This is a genomic window from Acetobacterium sp. KB-1 (assembly GCF_003260995.1).
In the GTDB taxonomy this organism is placed as follows: Bacteria; Bacillota; Clostridia; order Eubacteriales; family Eubacteriaceae; genus Acetobacterium; species Acetobacterium carbinolicum.
The window spans coordinates 2104768-2125971 of the sequence record NZ_CP030040.1; the positions used below are offsets into that span (position 1 = coordinate 2104768).

The 21204-nt window shown below is 41.0% G+C and carries 19 protein-coding genes and 1 pseudogene; 4 read left to right on the plus strand and 16 right to left on the minus strand.

What is annotated here, in order from left to right; translation table 11 throughout:
• Positions 1-4: 4 nt before the first annotated feature.
• The 3 genes from DOZ58_RS09775 to DOZ58_RS09785 form a co-directional block, all read right to left on the minus strand.
• Complete coding sequence (locus tag DOZ58_RS09775) at positions 5-355, minus strand: AraC family transcriptional regulator (RefSeq protein ID WP_111888107.1); 351 nt, start codon at positions 353-355, stop codon at positions 5-7.
• On the minus strand, positions 307-960 hold the full coding sequence (locus DOZ58_RS09780) for a response regulator (RefSeq protein ID WP_111888108.1): 654 nt from the start codon (positions 958-960) through the stop codon (positions 307-309). Before DOZ58_RS09780 ends, DOZ58_RS09775 begins: the two co-directional genes overlap by 49 nt.
• 445 nt (positions 961-1405) lie before the next feature.
• Entirely contained in the window at positions 1406-2179 is a 774-nt protein-coding gene (locus tag DOZ58_RS09785) for a sugar phosphate isomerase/epimerase (protein WP_242988471.1), read from the minus strand.
• 279 nt (positions 2180-2458) lie between these two features.
• On the opposite strand from DOZ58_RS09785, the gene DOZ58_RS09790 reads away from it, so the two are divergent.
• Positions 2459-3199 (plus strand): hypothetical protein, encoded by a 741-nt coding sequence (locus tag DOZ58_RS09790; RefSeq protein WP_111888109.1) that lies wholly within the window; start codon positions 2459-2461, stop codon positions 3197-3199.
• A 9-nt stretch (positions 3200-3208) separates the two neighbouring features.
• Here the strand turns inward: DOZ58_RS09790 and DOZ58_RS09795 are convergent, their stop codons facing one another.
• From DOZ58_RS09795 to DOZ58_RS09825, 7 genes are all read right to left on the minus strand, one after another.
• Positions 3209-4195 carry a glycosyltransferase gene (locus DOZ58_RS09795; protein ID WP_111888110.1) on the minus strand — a complete coding sequence of 329 codons (987 nt, stop codon included), beginning with the start codon at positions 4193-4195 and terminating at the stop codon, positions 3209-3211.
• Positions 4188-5342, minus strand: a complete 1155-nt coding sequence (locus DOZ58_RS09800) for an FAD-dependent oxidoreductase (protein ID WP_111888111.1) — start codon at positions 5340-5342, stop codon at positions 4188-4190. The genes DOZ58_RS09795 and DOZ58_RS09800 overlap by 8 nt, the downstream gene beginning before the upstream one ends.
• Before the next feature lies 1 nt (position 5343).
• Entirely contained in the window at positions 5344-6456 is a 1113-nt protein-coding gene (locus DOZ58_RS09805; RefSeq protein ID WP_111888112.1) for a DegT/DnrJ/EryC1/StrS aminotransferase family protein, read from the minus strand.
• 51 nt (positions 6457-6507) lie between these two features.
• Entirely contained in the window at positions 6508-7245 is a 738-nt protein-coding gene (locus DOZ58_RS09810) for a glycosyltransferase (RefSeq protein WP_111888113.1), read from the minus strand.
• Positions 7246-7384: 139 nt separating this feature from the next.
• A complete protein-coding gene (gene mtnA / locus DOZ58_RS09815) occupies positions 7385-8419 on the minus strand; it encodes an S-methyl-5-thioribose-1-phosphate isomerase (RefSeq protein WP_111888114.1) in 1035 nt (344 codons plus the stop codon).
• A 2-nt stretch (positions 8420-8421) separates the two neighbouring features.
• Complete coding sequence (mtnP, locus tag DOZ58_RS09820) at positions 8422-9177, minus strand: S-methyl-5'-thioadenosine phosphorylase (protein WP_111888115.1); 756 nt, start codon at positions 9175-9177, stop codon at positions 8422-8424.
• Positions 9178-9330: 153 nt separating this feature from the next.
• Entirely contained in the window at positions 9331-10764 is a 1434-nt protein-coding gene (locus DOZ58_RS09825) for a DUF2284 domain-containing protein (RefSeq protein WP_111888116.1), read from the minus strand.
• Positions 10765-11042: 278 nt separating this feature from the next.
• Here DOZ58_RS09825 and DOZ58_RS09830 point away from each other — a divergent pair, with 278 nt between their 5' ends.
• The 3 genes and pseudogenes from DOZ58_RS09830 to DOZ58_RS09840 all read left to right on the plus strand — a co-directional run.
• Positions 11043-11735, plus strand: a complete 693-nt coding sequence (locus DOZ58_RS09830; RefSeq protein ID WP_111888117.1) for an iron-sulfur cluster assembly scaffold protein — start codon at positions 11043-11045, stop codon at positions 11733-11735.
• An 11-nt stretch (positions 11736-11746) separates the two neighbouring features.
• A complete protein-coding gene (locus DOZ58_RS09835; protein WP_111888118.1) occupies positions 11747-12745 on the plus strand; it encodes a GGGtGRT protein in 999 nt (332 codons plus the stop codon).
• Positions 12746-12920: 175 nt separating this feature from the next.
• A pseudogene (locus DOZ58_RS09840) lies at positions 12921-13214 on the plus strand (ATP-binding protein); the annotation flags it as partial.
• A 61-nt stretch (positions 13215-13275) separates the two neighbouring features.
• Here DOZ58_RS09840 and DOZ58_RS09845 read toward each other — a convergent pair.
• From DOZ58_RS09845 to DOZ58_RS09870, 6 genes are all read right to left on the minus strand, one after another.
• Entirely contained in the window at positions 13276-14013 is a 738-nt protein-coding gene (locus tag DOZ58_RS09845) for an ATP-binding protein (protein ID WP_111886795.1), read from the minus strand.
• Positions 14006-15577 (minus strand): IS21 family transposase, encoded by a 1572-nt coding sequence (gene istA, locus DOZ58_RS09850; protein ID WP_111887007.1) that lies wholly within the window; start codon positions 15575-15577, stop codon positions 14006-14008. Before istA ends, DOZ58_RS09845 begins: the two co-directional genes overlap by 8 nt.
• 696 nt (positions 15578-16273) lie before the next feature.
• A complete protein-coding gene (locus DOZ58_RS09855) occupies positions 16274-17812 on the minus strand; it encodes a hypothetical protein (RefSeq protein WP_162624493.1) in 1539 nt (512 codons plus the stop codon).
• Between the two features lie 117 nt (positions 17813-17929).
• Complete coding sequence (locus DOZ58_RS09860) at positions 17930-19243, minus strand: transposase (protein WP_242988472.1); 1314 nt, start codon at positions 19241-19243, stop codon at positions 17930-17932.
• Between the two features lie 284 nt (positions 19244-19527).
• Positions 19528-20106 carry a hypothetical protein gene (locus DOZ58_RS09865; protein WP_111888121.1) on the minus strand — a complete coding sequence of 193 codons (579 nt, stop codon included), beginning with the start codon at positions 20104-20106 and terminating at the stop codon, positions 19528-19530.
• A gap of 35 nt (positions 20107-20141) precedes the next feature.
• Positions 20142-21203 (minus strand): SPASM domain-containing protein, encoded by a 1062-nt coding sequence (locus tag DOZ58_RS09870; protein WP_111888122.1) that lies wholly within the window; start codon positions 21201-21203, stop codon positions 20142-20144.
• Position 21204: the final 1 nt, after the last annotated feature.

Sequence of the window (21204 nt, forward strand, 5' to 3'; positions counted from 1 at the left end):
TATGCTATAAGCTTTTTTTATATTCTAAAACCGTAACATGTTCGTATTTTTTAAAGACCTTACTGAAATAGCTGGACTCGTTGTATCCCAGACGGTAGGCCACATCGGTCAGACTCACTCTATTGTCCAGAAAATACCACTTGGCCAGCATCATTTTACGCATATGAATGTACTCCATCACGCTGACGCCAAACTCCACTTTAAAGATCCGGCTAAGATACCCCTGGCTCACATTGCAGTCCTGAGTGATTTCTTTAAGCCCAATGTTTTCGGTAAGGTGAACTTCCAGATAGTCAAAGACTCCCATCAGAATGGGGTGTTTGGTGGTGGCTGAGTCCCGGTAAATCTGATCCATGGTTTGAAGCAGAACGTGTTCAAATTCTTTTTTATGGCTAAAATTTTTTTAGCTTGTCGTAAAATCCTTTCTTCAGACAGGCCATTGGCTTTTACCAGCTCGCCGATGATTTCCCGGTAAAGCATCTGGCTACTACTTGACAGATTTTTCACAAAAACGGGCACCCCATAATACATTTCCCGGTAGCTTTTATAATTTTGTAGTGCGTTGATGCAGCATTCAGGTTGCTGAGTGGCTCCGGTCTTTATTAACTGCTGCATCAGCAGTTCTTTAACTTTCGACTGAGAAATCGGCTTTAACAGATAGTCCTCAGCTTTCATTTTCATGGCTTCCTGTAAATAATCCCATTTGTTATAGGCCGTGAGCATATAGAGGCTGATGTCTTTGTCGATTGATTTAATCCGGCGTCCGGCCTCAATGCCATTCATTTCCGGCATCATGATATCCATAAAAACAATGTCAATGGCTTCTGTTTCGCAAATTTGCACCGCTTGTCTGCCGGTATCTGCCGTGTAAACCGCATCAAACCCGTCGATTTTTTTGATCATTCGGGTCAAGGCTTCCCGCATTAAATGCTCGTCGTCAACCACAAGTACCTTTGGCATCACTATCCCACCTTCGCCCTAAGGTCTTTGGGATACGTCAGCCGACAGCAGGTCCCTTTTCCTTTTTTATTTTCAATGACCACCGCATACTCGCTGCCATAGGTATCCACCAGACGCTTTAAGATATCACGGATGGTCTGAATGAGATTGTTTTCAGAAAAGAGTTCTTCCGGATGCGACTCGGTCAGGATCCTTATCCCACTTTTTCCTTTACCGTTGTCTTCAATGGTAATAAAAAGATCCTCCTGATTTTTGCTTTATTGTGTTTTTTGATACTTGTGTGTACAAGCGGGAGCATATTTGAAATAGTACGGCGCCTTCCGGCCACGGCACAGACGCTACTATCAAATGACCACAAAAAAACCGCTGCCGCGAATCGCTCTGATTCACGGCAGCGGTTTTACTACTGGCTTTATGACACAATTTTTAATTTTATCTTTCAATTTTATTTTTTTGCCAAACTCTTCTTAACCGCCACGGCAAAATCCAGGGGCTCTTTTTCGCGCCAGGCTTCATTGGCCAGCACCTCATAAGAGATGGTGTTAATGGTTGGCACGGTTAAAATCTCGGCCAGCACCTCATCTAGGGGAATGCTGCCTTCGCCGGGAATCCAGTGGCGATCTTCCTTAAAATCATTATCAGAAAGATGCAAGGCCTTGATTCGATGCTTATGTTTTTTTAAAATCCGGCCGCGATTCTGCTCTTCCAGAAAATCGTGGGAGCTGTCATAGCACATGCCAAACCGGGGCGCATTAATCTGCTCCAGCAGAAAATCAAGCAGATGCTGCCGGGAGACATTTTCCACCGCCAGATCAACGTTATATTTCTCGGCGGCATCCGCCAGCTCGGAGAAAAAAGCCAAACCCTTATCCAGATCCGGTGTAAATTCATCCAGATCATTGGTGTGCATCACCATCGCCGGGATTTCAAAATCCTGACAGTCCTTAATAAATCCAATAAACTCGGTGAGCTTGGGTTTTATCTCCGTCCGGGAGGCCGTCCAGATATCGCTATAGCCGATAAAGGGGGCATGAATATTGGTAATACCCAAGCCGTTTTTTCTAACAATTTCCGGGAACTCTTCTTTTTTCAGGGGCCACGGCTCAAACTCATCCTCCCACGAAATCATCGCCTCATCAAAACCGGCACCGGCAATAATTTTAATCCGCTCTTCAAAAGGCATAAAGTAACCAAACCAGGAAAACATACTATAATTCATCGGTGTCCTACCTTCTCTCTGATCATTTTAGAATTCTTTGGCGCTGTTCTATGTTCGATTAAAGAATTTTGCCAATGAAACTGGTAATTGTGCGGGCGAGGGTCTGACCCCTTGGTCATTAATAATCGCCCTTACATTAAATTTAATTTAACTTATATAGTATCTGCTTACTGTAACGCATTTTTAACTTTGTCTGACCAGCAGTCCCTAGTTATCTTTATTAAACTGCGCTATAATAAAGATATAAGAATTAACAAATTTAAAAACTGGAGACAATCTATGAAAAAACATTACAAGGGTATTCTTATGGCATTAAGCTTTGTTACCCTGTCCGTCATTCTTTATTTTTTGCACTTCTTAATATTTAATGATCCTCACCATATCTTTATTTACCTTCTTGGTGACATCGCTTTTTTACCGGTGGATGTGTTACTGGTTTCAATTATTTTTCACAAAATCATCCATGACAAAGATAAAGACGAACGCCTCAAAAAGGTGAACATGGTCGTCAGTGTCTTCTTTTCTGAGATCGGTGTTGAATTAATGGGCTTTTTCCGTAAAGAAGATACGCATTTAAAAGATTTGCAAGCCGTTTTATTAATCGAACCCCAATGGGATACGCGGGATTACAAAAACGCCATTAAGCAGATTAAGAAAATGGACACCCCTTTAAACTTCCAGGGTCCCTGTTTGTCAAATCTCAGCCGCTTTCTCACCTCTAAACGGAAACTTTTACTAACGCTGTTAGAAAACCCGATCCTGATTGAGCATGAAACCTTTTCCGATCTGATTATGTCTCTGACCCATGCCGAGCAGGAATTGGCCAACCGCAAGGATCTTAACCAGCTTAAGGATAAGGATCACGCCCACCTGATGACGGATATTGAGCGGGCTCAAAAGCTGCTGCTTTTAGAATGGCTGATCTATATGAACCACCTGCGAAAGTCCTACCCTTTCCTGTACTCCTTTTCCCTGCGTACCAACCCCTTTGATCCCGACGCCGAGGTGGAGATTAAGTAACTATAATCCTTACTCACTAATGGTTTCGACTGACTCGATGGTGTACTTTTGTTTGCTGAAGACCAGCTCCATCAGCATCGATAAATATTTGATAATTACCGCTAAAATTACAAAGACGCCGAAGAATCCAAAGACGATGACGAGCATCATCGAGGTATAACCAGAAACCACTTCTTCAGTAACATAGCTGACCAGTGTATAGATACCGATGCCAAAGGTAGCCACCATCATAAAAACCGCTGCCAACAAGGTCATCTTATAGGCCACGTTGGTAAATAAAATCAGAGAATCCGCTGCCATCTCTTTTCGCTGGTAACGGGTTTCTTTGTTCTGGGCCTTGGCACAGGATAAATCATTGTCATACTCAATGGTATCAATCTTTAAGCCGCAGTTGGCGTAAACCGCCTTGCGGTAGGGGATCGTCTTGCTCATCGAATGAACCCGATTGATTGCCCGTCTGGACAGCACCCGAAAGTTTTCTGTTCGCAGCGGATGGGGGCTGTGGGAATAACGGTTAAACACGGTGTAAAAAAGCCGGGATGTTCTGCGTCCACATTTTTTGGGAGCGGCATTGACGATATCAAAACCGGTGAGGCTGTGATTATACACCGCCATCATCAGGTTGGTATCATAATCCATCACCATATTGTCAAATTCAAAAACAAAATCGCCGATGGACAGATCAATTCCGGCATTCATCGAAAGCTCCACACCCTGGTAAAAACTCATATTGACCACGTTGATGACCGTCCCGGCGATGCTTTTCCCCATCTCCCTGATGACTGCCAGACTGTTATCATCCGAGGCGTCATTGACGCAGATAATCTGATAGTTGTAGAAATTGGCATTTAAAACCGCATTAATTTCTCCCAGAAAATCCCGGATTCGCTCCTCATCATTATAGATATAAATCACCGCCGAAACAAAGTTTTTTTCTTTGTCCTGGATTTCCACATTATCTTGTATTTCAAATTTACTTGCTCGTTTTTCAGTCATTTTTTAACACCTCATCCAAATCATAAACGGTATTGATTTTTCCGGACAGCACCGATACAAAGGTTGGTTTCTCGCTGACCTTTCGCAGTACCGTGGGTCGGGAGTCGTCCACCTCGGAAGCCTTTAAAATGGGCTTCATGGAATAGAGCGATCCGACATAGCTAAAGCCGTAATCTTCCTTTAGATATTTCTTGGCCATATTGGACATGTAGGGCCAGGCGGATTTTGGTTTGGCGATACAATCATTGCAGTTCCCCAGTTGTTCGGGGCTGCAATAACCCCGACTTTTTTCCTGACAATTAAATTTTGGCAAGCTGTCGAAGGATGACAGATGGGGGGTAAAGGTCACCGAAGTCAGAGAATGATACCCGGTTTTGCCAAAGGGCATCACCGAAAAGAACGGCCCATCCATTACCGTAATCCCCACCTCCGGTAGCTTTTCTTCTGGCTGGCAGAGAATGATTTCGCAAAGCTCATACTTAATTTTAAACGGCTCAAAACCTGCCAAAGAAAGAATCTGATTGGTTGAACCATAGGTGGCATTTAGCAGAAAACCGGTCTCATATCGCTCTCCCGTTTTTAAGGTGATTAAAAAGGTATCGCCCTGCTTTTTTATCGACGCAATACGGGCCCCATATTTTATTTCCACATTTTTTCGCATTTTTAGTTGATCGACAAAAAAATGTCCCAGAATCCCAGCGTCGTAGGTGTACTCCCGGGTCAGATAAGCCCCGTCACAAAGGCCTTTTTTAAAATATTTTTCGGGAATCACCTCATCACAGGGAATTTCCGCCGCTTGACAAAACTGGGTAAACTGTTCCCGGTTAGTCCAGCTAAAACTACCGCTGGTGGCATAAACCTGCTCAAATTCACTGTGAATGCAGAAATCATAATCCTTGATAAAACGATTAAAATAATGAGCCGATTTGATTGCCGTAGCATACGACCGCGGATAGTGATACCCCATATGGACGCGGGCCTGGTTGATAAAGGTAGCCCGCTGAAAAGGGGATTCTTCCCATTCCAGCACCAATACCCGCTCACCCCGCTCGCCACAGGTCTTAGCAGCGTAAAGGCCGTAAAGACCGGCGCCGATAATAATTTTGTCCCAACTGGTTTTGTTCGAATTGTTTTTGTTCAAGATCATCTTATTGCTCCAGTGCCGTTGGTACAAAGGCATTAATGGCAGCAACAACGGTGTCGATTTCTCCGTCGGTCATTCCATAAAACAATGGCAGGGATAAAACCTGATCCGCCAGTTTTTCAGTAATCGGCAGACTGCCTCTTCCTATGTTTAGATAAGCATAGGCTTCCGACAGATGTGGCGGAATGGGATAATGAATGATGCTGCCGATGCCCGCAGCTTCCAGATAATTTTTCAATTCGTCACGATAGGCGGTGGTAATGACAAACTGATGCCAGACCGTGGTTGAATGGTCCCGCAGTTTGGGCAAATGGATCACCGGATTGCTAATTTTGTTAAGATAGGTCATGCAAACGCGGTTGCGGTCAGCATTGAGTTGATCCAGATAGCGAAGCTTAATGTTAAGCAGCCCGGCCTGGAGCTCATCCAAGCGGGAATTGGTGCCGACGACCTTATTATAATAGCGCTTTTCGCTACCATAAAAGCGATACATCCGAAAGGCCTGATTAAGCTCGGCGCTGTTGGTGGTAATGGCACCGCCGTCACCAAAAGCACCAAGATTTTTTGATGGATAAAAGCTGAAACAGCCAATATCGCCAAACGAACCGGTAACCTGACCCTGATAGGTAGCACCATGGCTTTGGGCACAATCTTCCACCAGCCGGAGATTATGTTTTCTGGCAATGGCCACAATCTTATCCATTTCGCAGCTGGTTCCGTAAAGGTGTACCACCAGAATGGCCTTGGTCTTTTTGGTGATCTTTGCTTCAATTTTATCCGCATCGATACTATGGTAAGCGTCCGGCTCGACAAAAACCGGGGTGGCATCGTTAATGGTGATCCCCATCACGCTGGCAATATAAGTGTTTGCCTGAACGATGACCTCGTCTCCGGCGCCAATGCCCAAAACACGAAAAGAAAGCCACAGGGCATCTAAACAGTTCCCCAGGCCAACGCAGTAATGGGTGCCGATATAGTTTGCAAAATCTTTTTCAAAGCGTTCTACTTCATTCCCGAGAATATAGTTGCCGCTTCTTAGAATTTCCAACGCTTTATTTTCGTATTCCTGCTGGTGTTCTTCAAAATGCCGTAGTAAATTATTTGCTGGTACCTTCATCTTGCCTCCTCCGTTGTCAGGATTTGTCTCGCGATTTTAATTGAAATTTTTTTAATTCAATTTTTTCTGACGATCTTCTTTAATAAATTCTGACTTTAAAAATTTGATCCGCTTGAGATAGGATACCACAGTTTTAATAACCTTTACCTTAGTATCATAATCATCTTCCCAAATCACCGGAATATCGTGGACTTCGATGCCCTGACGCTCGGCTCGCAGCAACAGCTCAACGCAATAAAACCAGCCATTGTCCTGGCTGGAAGCGGCAATCAAGTCGTCAAAGGTCTCTTTCCGGTAAAAATCAAAGCCGCAGAGAGCATCGGTGAACTTATTTCTAAAAACCACATGCAAGAGTCCATTTAGTCCCCGGGAGGTAAATTCGCGGGATGGTTTACGACCAACCACCATGGAAGCTTGCATCAGCCGGGAGCCTTTAATGATCTGCACCTCAGGCTGGTTTTTAAAAATTTCTTTGACATCCTCGAGATGCACAATTTTGGTGGAAAGATCAATGTCCATATAGCCGATAATATCACAGCTGTTATCCGCCGCTCCGGTTCGCAGGGCAACCCCAACCCCCCGCTCGGGTGTTTTTAGATAATGGACCTCTTTGTACGTTTGACACAATCGTCGGCTGATGGCCTCGGTGGCGTCGGTGGAGCCATTATCAATGATGGTTAGTTGATAATCAAAAGGCTTGTTTTTTTTGAGAAAAACCAGGGTTTTTAAAATTCCCTTTTCCAGTCGCCGCTCTTCATCGAGAACGGGAAATAATATATTTACTTTCATGATTCATCCTTTAGCTTTATTGTTTTATTGCTATATACATTGGATTAAAGAATTTTGCAAATTGAACTTGTGCAGTCTGACCCCCTGGTCATTAATAATCGCCCCTACTTAATGCTAATTTTACTTATATATTATTCATTCACGATTCTTTTAGTTTGGGAATATTGATATCATAGGGCGGGTAAACCACCCCTTTTTCAGTGATGATCGCGGTGACATTCTGGTGCGGAGTGACATCAAAGGCCGGATTTTCCATGGTCACCCCATCCGGTGCCACTTGAACCCCGCCAATATGGCTGATCTCCCGGCAATCCCGCTGCTCAATGACGATCTCATCTCCGGATTTCATGGCAAAATCAATGGTCGAGGTGGGCGCTGCTACATACATCGGGATGCCATGGGCCTTAGCCAATACCGCAACCGAATAGGTGCCGATCTTATTGGCCACATCACCATTAGAAGCAATCCGATCTGCTCCCACAATAACACCGTCAATTTTGCCCTGCTTCATCATCCAACCGGCCATGTTATCCGTAATCAGGGTTACCGGAATGCCGTCAGCGTGAAGCTCATAAGCCGTCAACCGGGCACCCTGTAGAAAAGGTCGGGTTTCGTCGGCGTAGACGGAAATGTTTTTACCCGCTTCATGGGCTGCCCGAATCACACCCAGGGCTGTCCCGTAATCAGCCGTCGCCAAAGCACCGGCATTACAGTGGGTCAGGATGGTATCATTTTGATGGATCAACTCGGCGCCATGCCTGCCCATGTCACGACACATCTGAATGTCTTCAGCACAGATAGCTTGGGCTTCATTTTTTAATATCGCAACCAGCTCTACCGGTTCTTTATCGGCATTGGCCACCATCACATCTTCCATCCGCTTAATGGCCCAGAATAAATTTACGGCGGTGGGGCGGGTGGACGCCAGTAATACGCAAACTTCTTTCATTTTATCATAAAAAACGTCTTTTGGTTCATTTTCATATTCCAAAGCACCAAAATAAACACCGTAGCCAGCGGTTACCCCGATGGCCGGTGCGCCTCGAACGATCATATCGACAATGGCTTTGGCAATTTTCCGATAATCGGTATAAGAATGGACAATAAACTCGGTGGGAAGCTTGGTCTGGTCAATCAGCTTAAGCTCCCCATCTTCTAAATAAACGGGTTTCAAGCCTACACCTCTAACTTGTCGATGAGCTTAAAGATCAGCGCTTTTACTTTTTCGGTATTTTCATTTAAAACCCGGATGACATCCTCGTTAGTTACCGGTTTAATCTCCGGATGATCTTCCAGTCCGGCATCATAATCTGTCACCAGGGCAATGTTCACCACCGGTATTTCCTGTTCCATACAAAGATAGCCTTCGGGATACTGGGTCATATTAACGACATCGGCACCCATCATCGCAAACATCCGGCTTTCGGCCACGGTTGAAAAGCGAGGCCCGTTAATAATCACCACGGTACCACCAAAATGGGCGGTAATTCCACACTCTTTCGCCGCTTCCATGGCCAGCACTCTGAGCTTCTGGTCATAGGGATGAGCCGAGCTGATATGGTTGACCTTTGGTTTTTCAAAGAAAGTATCTTTACGGCCGGAGGTCATATTGATAAACTGATCGGTTACCACAAAATCGCCGGGTTTGATCTCAAATTTAAGACTGCCCACACAACAAGGTGAAATAATCGCTTTTACACCCAGGCTTTTTAAGGCGTATATATTGGCCCGGTAATTAATTTCTGAAGGGTTCAAGGTATGTTCTTTTCCATGTCGTGGCAAAAATGCCACCGTTTTTTCGCCTACCTTGACCAGGCTGATGTCATCCGAAGGTTTACCATAAGGGGTATCCACTTCAATTTTCTTCACGTCTGCACTTAATTCATAGAGACCTGAACCACCAATAACGCCAATATCTGCTGAATAATACATGATTTCTCTCCTTCTAATTGTTTAAGTATTTCACACGACTCTCTTTTACTATATTATCTGTTTATTAATATGACAACTGCTTTAGCGCAAATTAGATTGTGCCCGAAACGGCAAAATTCCATCCCAAACACAATCTAGATTGTCACCATTATTTTATTCAGGAATGTTAAGGGTGGACAGAGTCGATTTTTTGACGATCGGTTCATCCTCATCATCAAGTAGGGCTTTAAAACCAAGCCACTGATATTTGGAATCATCCTCTTCTTCGACTGGTTCTTCTTCAGTCGGCTCTTCTTCAGTCGGCTCTTCTTCGACTGGTTTTTCCTCAACTGGCTCTTCAACTACCGCCAAATTTTCGGCCGGTTCCTTAGTCCTTTTGTCATTCACCGTCAGTTCCGCTTCGGTTTGATCATAATACGGGGTGCAATCATCTTCTAGTGCAACTTCGATGTTTGCAACTGGTTCTTCTTTTGCCGCCGGTACCGCTTCACCCTCCAGAATCAGCTCGGTCATTTTCGGGATCGGACGTTTAACTATTTCATCGTCGTCAAGAGCGGCTTTAAAGCCCAACCATTGATACTGGGTATCATCCTCTTCTTTCGCAATTTGTGCCTCTTCCGGTTCAGGTGTCTGTGCTACTGTCGCCGCTTCTTCTGGTTTGACTTCCGGGGCGGACTCTTCATCATAGATTTTTTGAGCTTCCACTTCTTCCGTCGTTTTTTGTGGAATCGGTTCTTCGACACCTTGCATGGTGACTGTGTAGCCCATTTTCATGGCTACTTCTTCGGGATTTTTATCAGCTTTGTAGCCAACCCAGCTTTTCTGCGGTCGATAAGGGGGAATCTCATCATCGATGATTATTGCCTTAGCCTTAACTGCGGCACTTCCACCGTGGATGGTTTCTTCCGGTTTGATAGTTTCTGAGGTATGAAATTCCATCGCCGGATTTCTTTGATCTTTCTTTTCCCAGCTTTTCTTTTTATCCGGGAAATATTTTTTGAGAATCGCCTTGGGAATTTCTTCATTGCAGAGGATCGCCGATACGGAAGTCAGCACCTCCGGTAAGCGGTAGGTGTCTCCCCATTTCATCGACATACCCACCTCATATTTTAGCAGATCCGCGACATTAAAACCTAAAGACTCCAATGAAAAACGCATCAGGCTCGGGTTACGGCAGGGCTTGTTTGTTTTTCTGGCACACTCCATCCCCTGGGTTTCACAAATCGGGCAATTACCGGGTATCAGACCCATGGCACCATCCACTTCGTTTTCAATTTCCAGCAGGGTTTTCCAGGTCATCACCTTAATGGCCTGAAGTTTATCGGTGCTATAGTTTTTAACCGCTTCCGGATCACGGACATTTCTTAAATCCTCTCGAGGAACCTCGAATTGTCTGCCAATAATATGCATATATTTAAACTGTTTTAAAAAGATTACTTCATCAAATGCGTAGGTGGGACAGGACCAGTACTTAGAAAAGTTTGGACATGCCTTGCAATAGCCCAGTGTTTTTTCGCGATTGAAATACTCTTCCATTAAGTACTCCACTCGTTTTGCTCCCAGGCTAAGTTTGTTTTTCAATTCCATTCGTTTACATCCCTTCTCAATCAATCTGAAGATCAATCAACCAATTATGTATCATTATATTTAATTAATTGTTAAGATAAGTTACCGAACCAAAGATAAAATTCACCTATTTTAGGCTCTTGCCCTATTCTACATCGATTTACCCATTTCTTCAATTAAACTTTTTGTCCAATTCGGGTATTTTTCTCCATTTTCACGAATTAACAAAATATTACCTGTTTTTTTATAAATTTAAAGCTTATAATTAAAGGAGTAATTTTTTGAAGGGAGATTAATGAATGGAATATTCTCACGAAATTAAAAGCATGTGTGTCGTTGGAAATAACGCAAATCATGGCTGTGCACCAATCCCAGAGGAGGGAAAATGGGTTCAGGCAAAAGACGTAACTGACATCTCAGGGTTAACCCATGGTATTGGCTGGTGTGCCCCGCAACAAGGCGCCTGTAAACTAACACTTAATGTAAAGGATGGCATCATCGAGGAATGTCTGATTGAAACCATCGGATGTTCAGGAATGACGCATTCCGCTTCAATGGCCTCTGAAATCATGCCAGGCAAAACAATTTTAGAAGCACTTAACACCGATTTAGTTTGTGATGCAATTAACACCGCAATGCGGGAATTGTTTTTACAGATCGTATATGGTCGTACTCAAACGGCATTCTCCGAAGGCGGACTCCCCATCGGAGCCGGACTAGAAGATTTAGGTAAAGGTTTGCGAAGCCAGGTTGGGACTACCTATGGTACCCTTGCCAAAGGACCGCGCTACCTTGAAATTGCCGAAGGTTATATCCAGAAATTGGCGTTAAACAAAAATGACGAGATTGTTGGTTACTCCTTCGTCCATCTTGGAAAAATGATGGAAAGTATCAATAACGGTGTTGAGCCAGCAGCCGCTTTGGAAAAAGCCTCTGGTAAATACGGACAATTCGACGATGCTGTCAAATACATTGATCCAAGAAAAGAATAGGAGGAAATCACATGGCATTATTTGAAAGTTATGAAAGAAGAATCGCTAAAATTGAAGAAGTTTTAGCTGCCAACGGCATTGCCTCTTTAGAAGAAGCAAAGGCGATCTGTGATGAAAAAAGCATTGATGTGGCTGAAATTGTTAGAAGCATTCAACCCATCTGTTTTGATAACGCCTGTTGGGCTTACACCTTAGGTGCTGCTCTGGCGATTAAACGCGGTATTACCAATGCTGCCGACGCATCTGAAGTAATCGGTGAAGGCTTACAGGCTTTCTGTATTCCCGGTTCGGTTGCCGAACAACGTAAGGTTGGTTTAGGTCACGGTAACTTAGGCGCAATGCTGCTACGAGAAGAAACCGAATGTTTCGCTTTCGTCGCCGGACATGAATCTTTTGCTGCTGCTGAAGGTGCCATCGGTATCGCCCGCTCGGCCAACAAGGTTCGGATCAAACCACTCCGGGTTATCTTAAACGGTTTGGGAAAAGACGCCGCTCTGATTATTTCTCGAGTCAACGGCTTTACCTATGTTAAAACCGATTATGATTTTAAAACCGGCGCACTCAACATCGTCTCAAAAACACCGTATTCAGACGGCGAACGAGCTGCTGTTAACTGCTACGGCTGCAACGACGTGCAAGAAGGCGTTGCCATCATGCATCACGAAGGGGTACATGTTTCCATCACCGGAAACTCGACCAACCCGACCCGTTTCCAACACCCTGTTGCCGGCACCTATAAAAAGGAAGCCCTGGAACAAGGCAAAAAATATTTCTCCGTTGCCTCCGGCGGCGGTACCGGCCGTACTCTGCATCCTGATAATATGGGAGCAGGCCCAGCTTCCTACGGGATGACCGACACCATGGGACGAATGCACTCCGATGCCCAATTCGCCGGTTCTTCATCTGTTCCCGCCCATGTTGAAATGATGGGACTAATTGGAATGGGTAACAACCCAATGGTTGGCGCGACAGTATCTGTTGCGGTGGCGATTGAGGAAGCAAGTAAGTAGGCTATAGCCCCATTTATTACGGTATCATGCGATTTCAGGCAAGTTCAATTTAGATCATTTGAAGTCGTAAGACACAAATTTTGTAAATGAAACCCCAGGTTTTTAAGCTTGGGGTTTCTTATTTAATATACATGGTGTCTAGGGTCCATCGAGTCCAGAAACGAAAGCTAGGGACTTACTGGAGATTATCCATGCCCGTCATAAAAAAGTTTCCACGATTTTCTGCTCCCAGTTTGCTCCACTCGGCTGGTACAGCAAATTTCCTGAAGCAACTGTCGCCGATGCCATACTTGATCGGATTATTCACAATTCACACAGCATCGAAATTCAGTATATTGACAAGGAGCATGATCGCTCCATGCGGGAAATTTATGGTATTGTGAGTATTTCGGTCGAAACTTCCAACCGAACTGATTATTTCACGCTAAGAGTACCGCCAGTACACGCTAATGATACTGGCAGTACTTGAGATGATACCATTGGTTCACAAAATGATACCGGTAATACCGGCATTCCCTAAAATGGGTTCATTAAAGGTTTAATACAAAATCACGCATATTTATACTGCCTGAGCTGACAATGTGAGCACCATGTATAATGCGATCCATAATAGAATCAGCCAGAACACCACCACCGAGACGAGCATGCCACTCCTCGATCTTATACTGCGTGCAGAAAATGGTAGCACCGTTGTCATAACGGCGTTCGACCAGTTCAAAAAGAAAATGGAGTTCATCATCAGAAAGATCAGTAATTAGCCATTCATCAAGGATCAATAAGGGATAGTTCGTATATTTTTTGAGTTCCCTGCTTTGCCCATTCGGCTGGTTCTTTGCTTCGCCGTATTCCATCAGAAGGTCGGGCAAGCGAATATACCGGGTGCGAATGCCCTGTTTACAGGCTTCTTTTCCAATGGAACAAGCCAGATACGACTTTCCCGAGCCAGTGAACCCGCAAATGATGATATTCTGATTGTTGCTGATAAAAGTACCGGTAGCAATTTCCAGAATCAGATCTTTATCAAGATGTCGTTCAGCAAAGAAAACATCCTGAATGGCGGCATTCGGAATTCTGAATCGAGCCCGTTTTATAAGGCTTGCAACACGCTTGTTGTGCTTTTCCTGATAAACATAATCAACAATCATTTTCATGCGTTCGTCAAAAGAGAGGGTGGCATAAATCGTATCTTTGGCCTGTCTGTCAATCACCTGAATCATTTCCTCAAGCTGAATTTCGCGGAGTTTGCGTCGGGTTTCGTCATTAATCATTGTCGTAACCGCCGTAGTAAGATGCCCCACGGATAAAACCGGTGGTACTCGCTGTTTCAGCTTGATGAGCGGCATCCCGGTCTTTGGCATAAAGGATATCTTCGCCAGCGGCTAATATCGGTTCGAGATGTTTGTATCTCGGCGAACGAAGCGTTTTGAGGGCCATTTCGCAGGCATTTTCAAGCCGTACCGCCGAATATTTTTTAGCCAGTTTCAGTACCGACTTTGACGGATTAAAAGCTCTTTCCGGGAGCCGGGTATTTTCGAAAATCAGCTGAATCACCGCCAAAGTTGAAGCACCGATGCTCTGTGCTTCTTTCATAAAACGTTCCTGATTCCATTCCGCCTGTTTAAAACTTTCAGGCAAATCTTCATCATGAGTCGACCAACCATCAATGGTATAGTATGGGAAACGATGATGACTGGCAATCCGCTCATTGTGGCAATAAATCTCAATAAATGAATCACCGACACGTAAATCGGCTTTTTTACCCGCAAACTGATAAGGACAGGAATAATGATTCTTTTCAAAAACGATATGACAATCCGAATAGATTTTATTGTTGTAAAACCAGGTAACTGGCTCATAGGGATGCACCGGTAATGGTCTCAAACAGGTGCGCTCAATGGTGTCGTGGATTTCAGTACGACTGCCTTGCCGTTTCTGGAAAGGCCGGTCATTAAACACTTTGAGAGCCGCCAGGACATCGACTCTCAAGTCGGCAAGGGTGTAGTAGACATTATTTCGAAGTTTGGCAATCACCGCCGTGGCGAGTTTACCAACGCTGCCTTCAACCGAAGCCTTTGCTTTTGGTTTTCGCACCGGGGCGGGCATAATAGCCGTGCAATAGTGATCACCCAAAGCTTCATAAGCTTCAGTGAGAATGATGTCACCTTCCCTGGGATGCGTAACAACACCCGTCTTGAGATTATCACAAACCGTGCGAACCGTTGAACCACCAAAGTATTCATACATGTGCACATGACAATTGAGCCAGGTATTTTGTTTCATATCTAAACATGGTTCAACATAGGTATACTGGCTGTAAGGCAAGGTGCCAACAAAGAGATAAACTTTTATCTCATCACCGGTCACCTGGTCAATCAGCTTTTGGGTTTTGCCACTCCAGTCAACTTCGGCGATCACACCCGGCTTATGGGTCAGATGATTGGTTAGCTTTTTACGCGCCACTTCATCGCGATAACCATTACAGAATTTCGTATAACCAACGTTGAGATGTGACGTGGCAGTGCATTGATCCCGATACTCTTGCCAGAGAATTTTGAGGGTGACGCCCACTTTGGTCAACTCATTATGAACATAGTCATAATCCGGCAGCGCATAAACGGTTTCTTCAGCATGTTTATGCGGAAAGAACAGATGATAGACTTCGTCTGAAGACCGGTCTTTGATCTCATCATAAGAAAGATGCTGTTCTTCAGCAATACGGAAAACTTCATTAACAGAAGTTTTTGACATGTGTCGGCTGCGTGCGATTGATGATTGCGAAAGCCCATTAGCACGCAATTCCATAATGAGCTTCACGGCAATTTTTCTGGACATATTTATGTCCTCCTTTATAATGTATTAAGGAATATTGGATATTTATTCCCTGATATACATTATAAGGCAGCAGTATCATTCCATGAATAGCCAGTATTGATTTGTGAATCGTCCACGGTATCAATGTGTGTGCTACCGGTATCCAATTGAATATCGTTGGTATCATTACCGTGAAATATTCACCGAACCGGAAATTCGTGCCAATGCTTCCGGAATTCCGTTTCAATCATTCCGGACTGGTTCCAATAGTCCAAATTCACCATTATTCTTTGAGTATACATGAAGCATTCTGCTCAATCAAGGATGCTTCGCACCGCTTTGCGGCTCTGTCCTTGACAGAGCAAAATGCTTCATGTTTTAAGTAATTATAATGGTTAAGGTATGGTTTGGACTAAGCCGAATCATGTGAAACTTGCATCCGGTTCTGTTGAAACGAACCTTGGTTCTTCCGGACAGGCTGGTTCTTCAGACCGAAATATTCATTTCTCTATTCAAATTTTTCGTTCTATAATTTATGGCTTTGAAATTTTTTATAGCCCGAATAAATTCGATACATTTTCTCCAAACGCACTGTGTTTTCCTTGCAAAACAGACACTTGAAATTGTATTACGATAGTAATTATACTAAGATTATTCAACGAATACAACAATTATACAATTGATTTATGAAATGAATCTTCTTGAATTCTTAGCAAATTATATTCTAACCTTAATCCCAATATCTGGACGTCTTTCTTCGAAGAATACTGGAAAAGTCTTATATGCTTGATACATTTTTAACTCTTCACCTGATTGCACATCTATTAGACCATAAGCATTCATTCTCTTGTTAATATAATTAATAAATTTTTGCCCCTCACCTTTTCCAAATGTATCCCGAAGAATAGTATCCAACGTTTTAACATCTGAAAGCCAAAAGTTGATATTATCCTTATATATATGTTCAATATTTGTTTCTACATTCAAAAACTCTTCATACATTAAAGCGACTTGTATAAATTTTTTTTCAGAATAACCATTTAAATCTAATACAACTTTGCCTTCTTTTTCATTTGTATCATAGAAAAACGCTTTTTTTTCAGCTATCGCCTGTTTTATTTCATTGCCTTGTTGAATAGCTTTTTCGATTGCCTCATTACATTTTATTTTTATATCTTCCAATCCATCCTCAACTCCCAAAAATGGAGCAGGTAACAATTTTGATTTTGCTTCAAATGATATAACATAATCATTGAATACAACTATAAAATCTTTTTCTGCGTATTGACCTTTTTTTCGTTTTAAATACACGCCAGAATATACTTTATCCTTTGCAAAATATTTTTCTAACACTGATTTGATTTCGTTTTCATGTTTATCACTTTTATAAGTTTTTCCATCTTCATTATTCTTGCTAATTTCATAACTTTTCCAAACATAAGTATACCACCTATTAATCCAGTAATAATTTCTTGGAAAACAGATGTTATTATTACTTATTAATGCAATTCTTGTATCTTCAGATGCAATCACATCTATCATTCTTGAATATTGAACACTTCGCTTATCCGTAATATTATATACATATTTTTTTATGAACTCTTCATATCTCAAATTTTTAACAGTAAATAAAAATTGAATAATACTTATTGGAAACGTTAACCAAATACCTTCTTTTTTAAAATCTACTTTGTGACGTATTTTACAAATGAATCTTTGAATTCCCCTAATACTATATAAATTCTTTTCAAATTCTTGGAAGACTAATGCTTCCATTATTGTTTCTTTGATATTCTTTACTTGAAACACTTTCTGAGATATTGCAGCATTTTCTTCAAAAAAATCAATGTATTTTTCTGCACTGATTTCCGGATAATCAAAATAATATGACTTAAAGTAATTCATATAAAATTCAGTGTTTGAATCCATGTTAACCTTTGTTTGATTTCGACAAGGATAATAGTAGTAAATCATTTCAAGACACACTAAATGTTCTAACAACTCATCTACCATTTCATCATAATCTAGTATTTGTTCATTCCCACATACCACTATATTTTTATAATAGTATTCTGGCAGGCTTAATAACATCCTTAATGAGCAATGTTTTCCTCTTTCGTATTTTTCATAATCATTTTGCTTACAATCCATATTATAATTATGAAATATTATTGTTTTGTTAATCAGTACAAACACACAAGTAGATGTAAATCTAGATAAAAAATATATCATTTTTCTCTCATAACTATCCAGCAATTCTATATCCTCAACTTTGCATAAAAGTTACACTAAATACTTTTTGAAACTCAAAACCGTTGCCTCAGACATCTAAAAATGTCATCAGCTCCTGCAAGCTCTGTCTCTTATACACATCTAGATGTGTATAAGAGACAGCTGTGATACAGTCATTTCAGTAGAGGTGATAATGCAGAAATAACCGCATTGCTCCAACTTTTTCCGAACGACATCCTTTTTTTCTGTATACGAGACAAGCGCATGCTTGTTGTTATAGCGAAGGTCAAAATATTCGTGATATACGTTCCCAAGTGTGATATCTTTTCCAATATGTTTTTCCAAATACAATCCAAGTCTTTCAATCAGTTGCTCCAGCTGTTCTCTCTCAGCAGCCTGTTTGGAAGGGTTGAAGTATAAATGGAAATATCTAAGAGTATTATCGTCCTCATACAACTTAGCTAAAACTGTTTTTCCATAAACTCTGTATGAACGGATAGCACACTCACGATCAGTTTCAAATGTATTTCGGTTCGCTGTTATCAGCTCAGATACGAGATTTTTACGGCCTTTAACCATGATGATGAAGGAGTAACCATTATCTTCCATGTATTTTATATTGGCTTTGCTGAAATATCCTCTGTCCAGAATAAAACCGACCGATTTATAATTGTACTCTTTCACCTTGTCTACCATATACTCAAACTGGGAAACATCGGTTATTGAACCTGGATATTCCTCATAAAATAGCGGAACTCGGTTGGTCTTATCAAATGCTAATGCAAGATTAAACACTGGAAGTCCTTTTTCATCCTTCGCTTTGCCGTATTCTATAAGATCAATATCACCGGCTTGGCAGTTCTTGTTTGTTGAATCATACGAAATGTAAATGCATTGTTTATGATCACGTTTTTTGTTCCAGTCATTTAGGAAGCCAATAATCTGTTCCCGAGTAACTGATTTAAGGAACCGGCTTACTTTTGAATCGCTGTATATCCTCATTCCCTCCGAAAACAGTGGGTGGTTAAATGCAAAATCAGGATAGTACTGGCCTGCATTTTCTTCATCAACAATCAGATATGCCATTAGATCGAGTAGTAATCCACAGTCTTTTGGAAACCATGTATTCAGAAGATTCTCTAACTTATATTCTTGGAGAACCTTTTGGATTACCGCATATGAACCAATCTTCAAAGCGCAGCTTCGATAAGAATCCGGCAGTTCTTCTGGAAGGGTAACCTCCGGAAAGTAATCTTGAAATTTCTCGTTCGGATACATGACATCATGATTATCTGAATGAATCTTTCCGATGATGGTACGTTGGGGTATGGCATATTTCTTTTCGACATTGTATTGTTGGCCGTATTGAAAAAGGACATAAGTTGAATCGCCCTTTTTCTTGGTGATTATCTTGCCCCTAACCAAAGGGATTTTGACTGTGTAATCGTAGTACATGAGCAGCCTCCTTTAGTGTAACTGTTACACTAAAATTATACTACTTTTTTCTACGTTTTGCAAGTGAATTTCCTTGATTTTACTGGGGTTTTGAGACTTTCTCACACAGTTTTTTATGACTTAGTGTAACCTAGATGCAAAGTTCACATATATATTTGTTCGTCATTATAGATTTTTCAATATCCAAAAAAAAATTAATTTCATCCATTATATATCTCCAATTTAAATGCTCCCACTATTTTGTTTATATGTTCCAAATTCGTAGTTAGTCAACACAACTATTTCTACATTTTCAATCGTCTAAATGCCTTATGTATCGCGATTTCCAAATCTTGTTTTAAAGGATTTGTTATCTCATCTATATCAGGGAAACACACGACGTTTGAAAAATATATGCTGTACTTATTTTTTACATTTATGTAATTCAGTATCTCTGAAGCAGAAATAATCCCTTCTTCTCCCAGAGAAAAAATTATAGAATCATGTTCAAATGGAGCTTTTCTCATATCATGATATGCCACATTATTTTCGACTGTTTGATCTCCAGGAAAACGTTTTGGACACACTTTTTTAAAAATTTCATTGTCTATTATATTCTTATATTTATCGCATTCATTATAGGTTTCTTCTAATAATATTCTTGCAATCTCCTCTTGATTTTTCTTTCTTCTATTATCTCTTTTGTCAATAATTTCATAAGTCAAAATATATAAGATCACAAATATCAAAATGTTCCATAAATCCAAGTTAATATTATTGAACGGTATATTTATTATATCTGAAATGTTTATCACATCTAAAATAAATACAAGTAACAATACTATAATTACAATATTTCTATTTCTGCGTAAATTACGTTTCATAAATCTCCTTTTCTACAGAATAAATAAATTTCTTATCAACATAAATCAATTCCTAAGCCCAAATGGCATCCACTATTGCATATATTTCCCTTATCACAACTAGCACATTTTTCTTTGTTGTTACTTCGAAACTTTTCAAACATTTCGCTATCCCATGCTTCTTGTATGGATGCTGGCTTTAATTCAACTTTATATTGTCCTGTTTGATTATCAAATGAACAAGGATATGCCGCAAGTTCACTATCTATATACATAGAAAATCTTGCCGCTTCACATGCATCAATTGATTGAAAACTAATTTTCTCTTCATAATTACATAATGCAGGAGTGAAGCAAGTGTCAAATCCAATTTTAAATGGATATTTATTATTTAGCACAAGATTCATAAATTTTTTAAACCGGTCATCAACTTTCACTGTCTTCTCTTCAACGCCTAACCCTACTGGTTTATATAGAATAAATATAATTGCACTTATCCCTTTTGACCAAATATTATTTTCCAATCTATAAATTGCCTCTTCAATGGTTTTATCCGATATAATAAAATGAATATTCGTAATACATCCAGCCTTTATAAGTCTTTCTATGGCTTCACATGTTATATAATTACTTTCTTTATCTCTTTCTAATCTTGAATAATAAGAGACAGCAACTGCCCCACAATATTTTTTAATTAAGTTTATTTCTTCATCTGATAGCAGGTATCCGCTTGTCGTCAAATTGGGAATTATTTCATTATACCTCGTAACTTCTAAAATATCAGCAAAATCTTTATGTTTATTTGGATCTCCAGCTCCACCTAATGCAACCTGAAACACCTTATCTTTACATTGACTAACAATCCACTCATAGCCATCTAATGACATGTCTGGTTTACACGAAGATATTGCATTTTGATAACAATCAATTCCGGCATTTTTACATATACCTGTTTTTCCCGATATACAGCTTCCCATTATTCCAATATCAATCAATTCCGGAAATGACCTACATTTTGCATCTATATCTGTTCCTTCTATATTACTTCTTATTAAAGTTCCATTTTTTTCATTAAACAACTCATAAAAATGATATTTTTTATCCACATAAATTTTCATA

What these genes read in the sequence shown, in the direction of transcription:
- DOZ58_RS09835 (WP_111888118.1), top strand. Translation starts at nt 11,747, where the DNA reads ATGGCATTATTTGAAAGTTATGAAAGAAGAATCGCTAAAATTGAAGAA.
- DOZ58_RS09825 (WP_111888116.1), bottom strand. Translation starts at nt 10,764, where the DNA reads ATGGAATTGAAAAACAAACTTAGCCTGGGAGCAAAACGAGTGGAGTAC.
- DOZ58_RS09795 (WP_111888110.1), bottom strand. Translation starts at nt 4,195, where the DNA reads ATGACTGAAAAACGAGCAAGTAAATTTGAAATACAAGATAATGTGGAA.
- DOZ58_RS09860 (WP_242988472.1), bottom strand. Translation starts at nt 19,243, where the DNA reads ATGTACTACGATTACACAGTCAAAATCCCTTTGGTTAGGGGCAAGATA.
- DOZ58_RS09810 (WP_111888113.1), bottom strand. Translation starts at nt 7,245, where the DNA reads ATGAAAGTAAATATATTATTTCCCGTTCTCGATGAAGAGCGGCGACTG.
- DOZ58_RS09845 (WP_111886795.1), bottom strand. Translation starts at nt 14,013, where the DNA reads ATGATTAATGACGAAACCCGACGCAAACTCCGCGAAATTCAGCTTGAG.
- DOZ58_RS09830 (WP_111888117.1), top strand. Translation starts at nt 11,043, where the DNA reads ATGGAATATTCTCACGAAATTAAAAGCATGTGTGTCGTTGGAAATAAC.
- DOZ58_RS09790 (WP_111888109.1), top strand. Translation starts at nt 2,459, where the DNA reads ATGAAAAAACATTACAAGGGTATTCTTATGGCATTAAGCTTTGTTACC.
- istA (WP_111887007.1), bottom strand. Translation starts at nt 15,577, where the DNA reads ATGTCCAGAAAAATTGCCGTGAAGCTCATTATGGAATTGCGTGCTAAT.
- DOZ58_RS09870 (WP_111888122.1), bottom strand. Translation starts at nt 21,203, where the DNA reads ATGAAAATTTATGTGGATAAAAAATATCATTTTTATGAGTTGTTTAAT.
- DOZ58_RS09780 (WP_111888108.1), bottom strand. Translation starts at nt 960, where the DNA reads ATGCCAAAGGTACTTGTGGTTGACGACGAGCATTTAATGCGGGAAGCC.
- DOZ58_RS09800 (WP_111888111.1), bottom strand. Translation starts at nt 5,342, where the DNA reads ATGATCTTGAACAAAAACAATTCGAACAAAACCAGTTGGGACAAAATT.
- DOZ58_RS09865 (WP_111888121.1), bottom strand. Translation starts at nt 20,106, where the DNA reads ATGAAACGTAATTTACGCAGAAATAGAAATATTGTAATTATAGTATTG.
- DOZ58_RS09805 (WP_111888112.1), bottom strand. Translation starts at nt 6,456, where the DNA reads ATGAAGGTACCAGCAAATAATTTACTACGGCATTTTGAAGAACACCAG.
- mtnP (WP_111888115.1), bottom strand. Translation starts at nt 9,177, where the DNA reads ATGTATTATTCAGCAGATATTGGCGTTATTGGTGGTTCAGGTCTCTAT.
- DOZ58_RS09775 (WP_111888107.1), bottom strand. Translation starts at nt 355, where the DNA reads ATGGATCAGATTTACCGGGACTCAGCCACCACCAAACACCCCATTCTG.
- DOZ58_RS09785 (WP_242988471.1), bottom strand. Translation starts at nt 2,179, where the DNA reads ATGAATTATAGTATGTTTTCCTGGTTTGGTTACTTTATGCCTTTTGAA.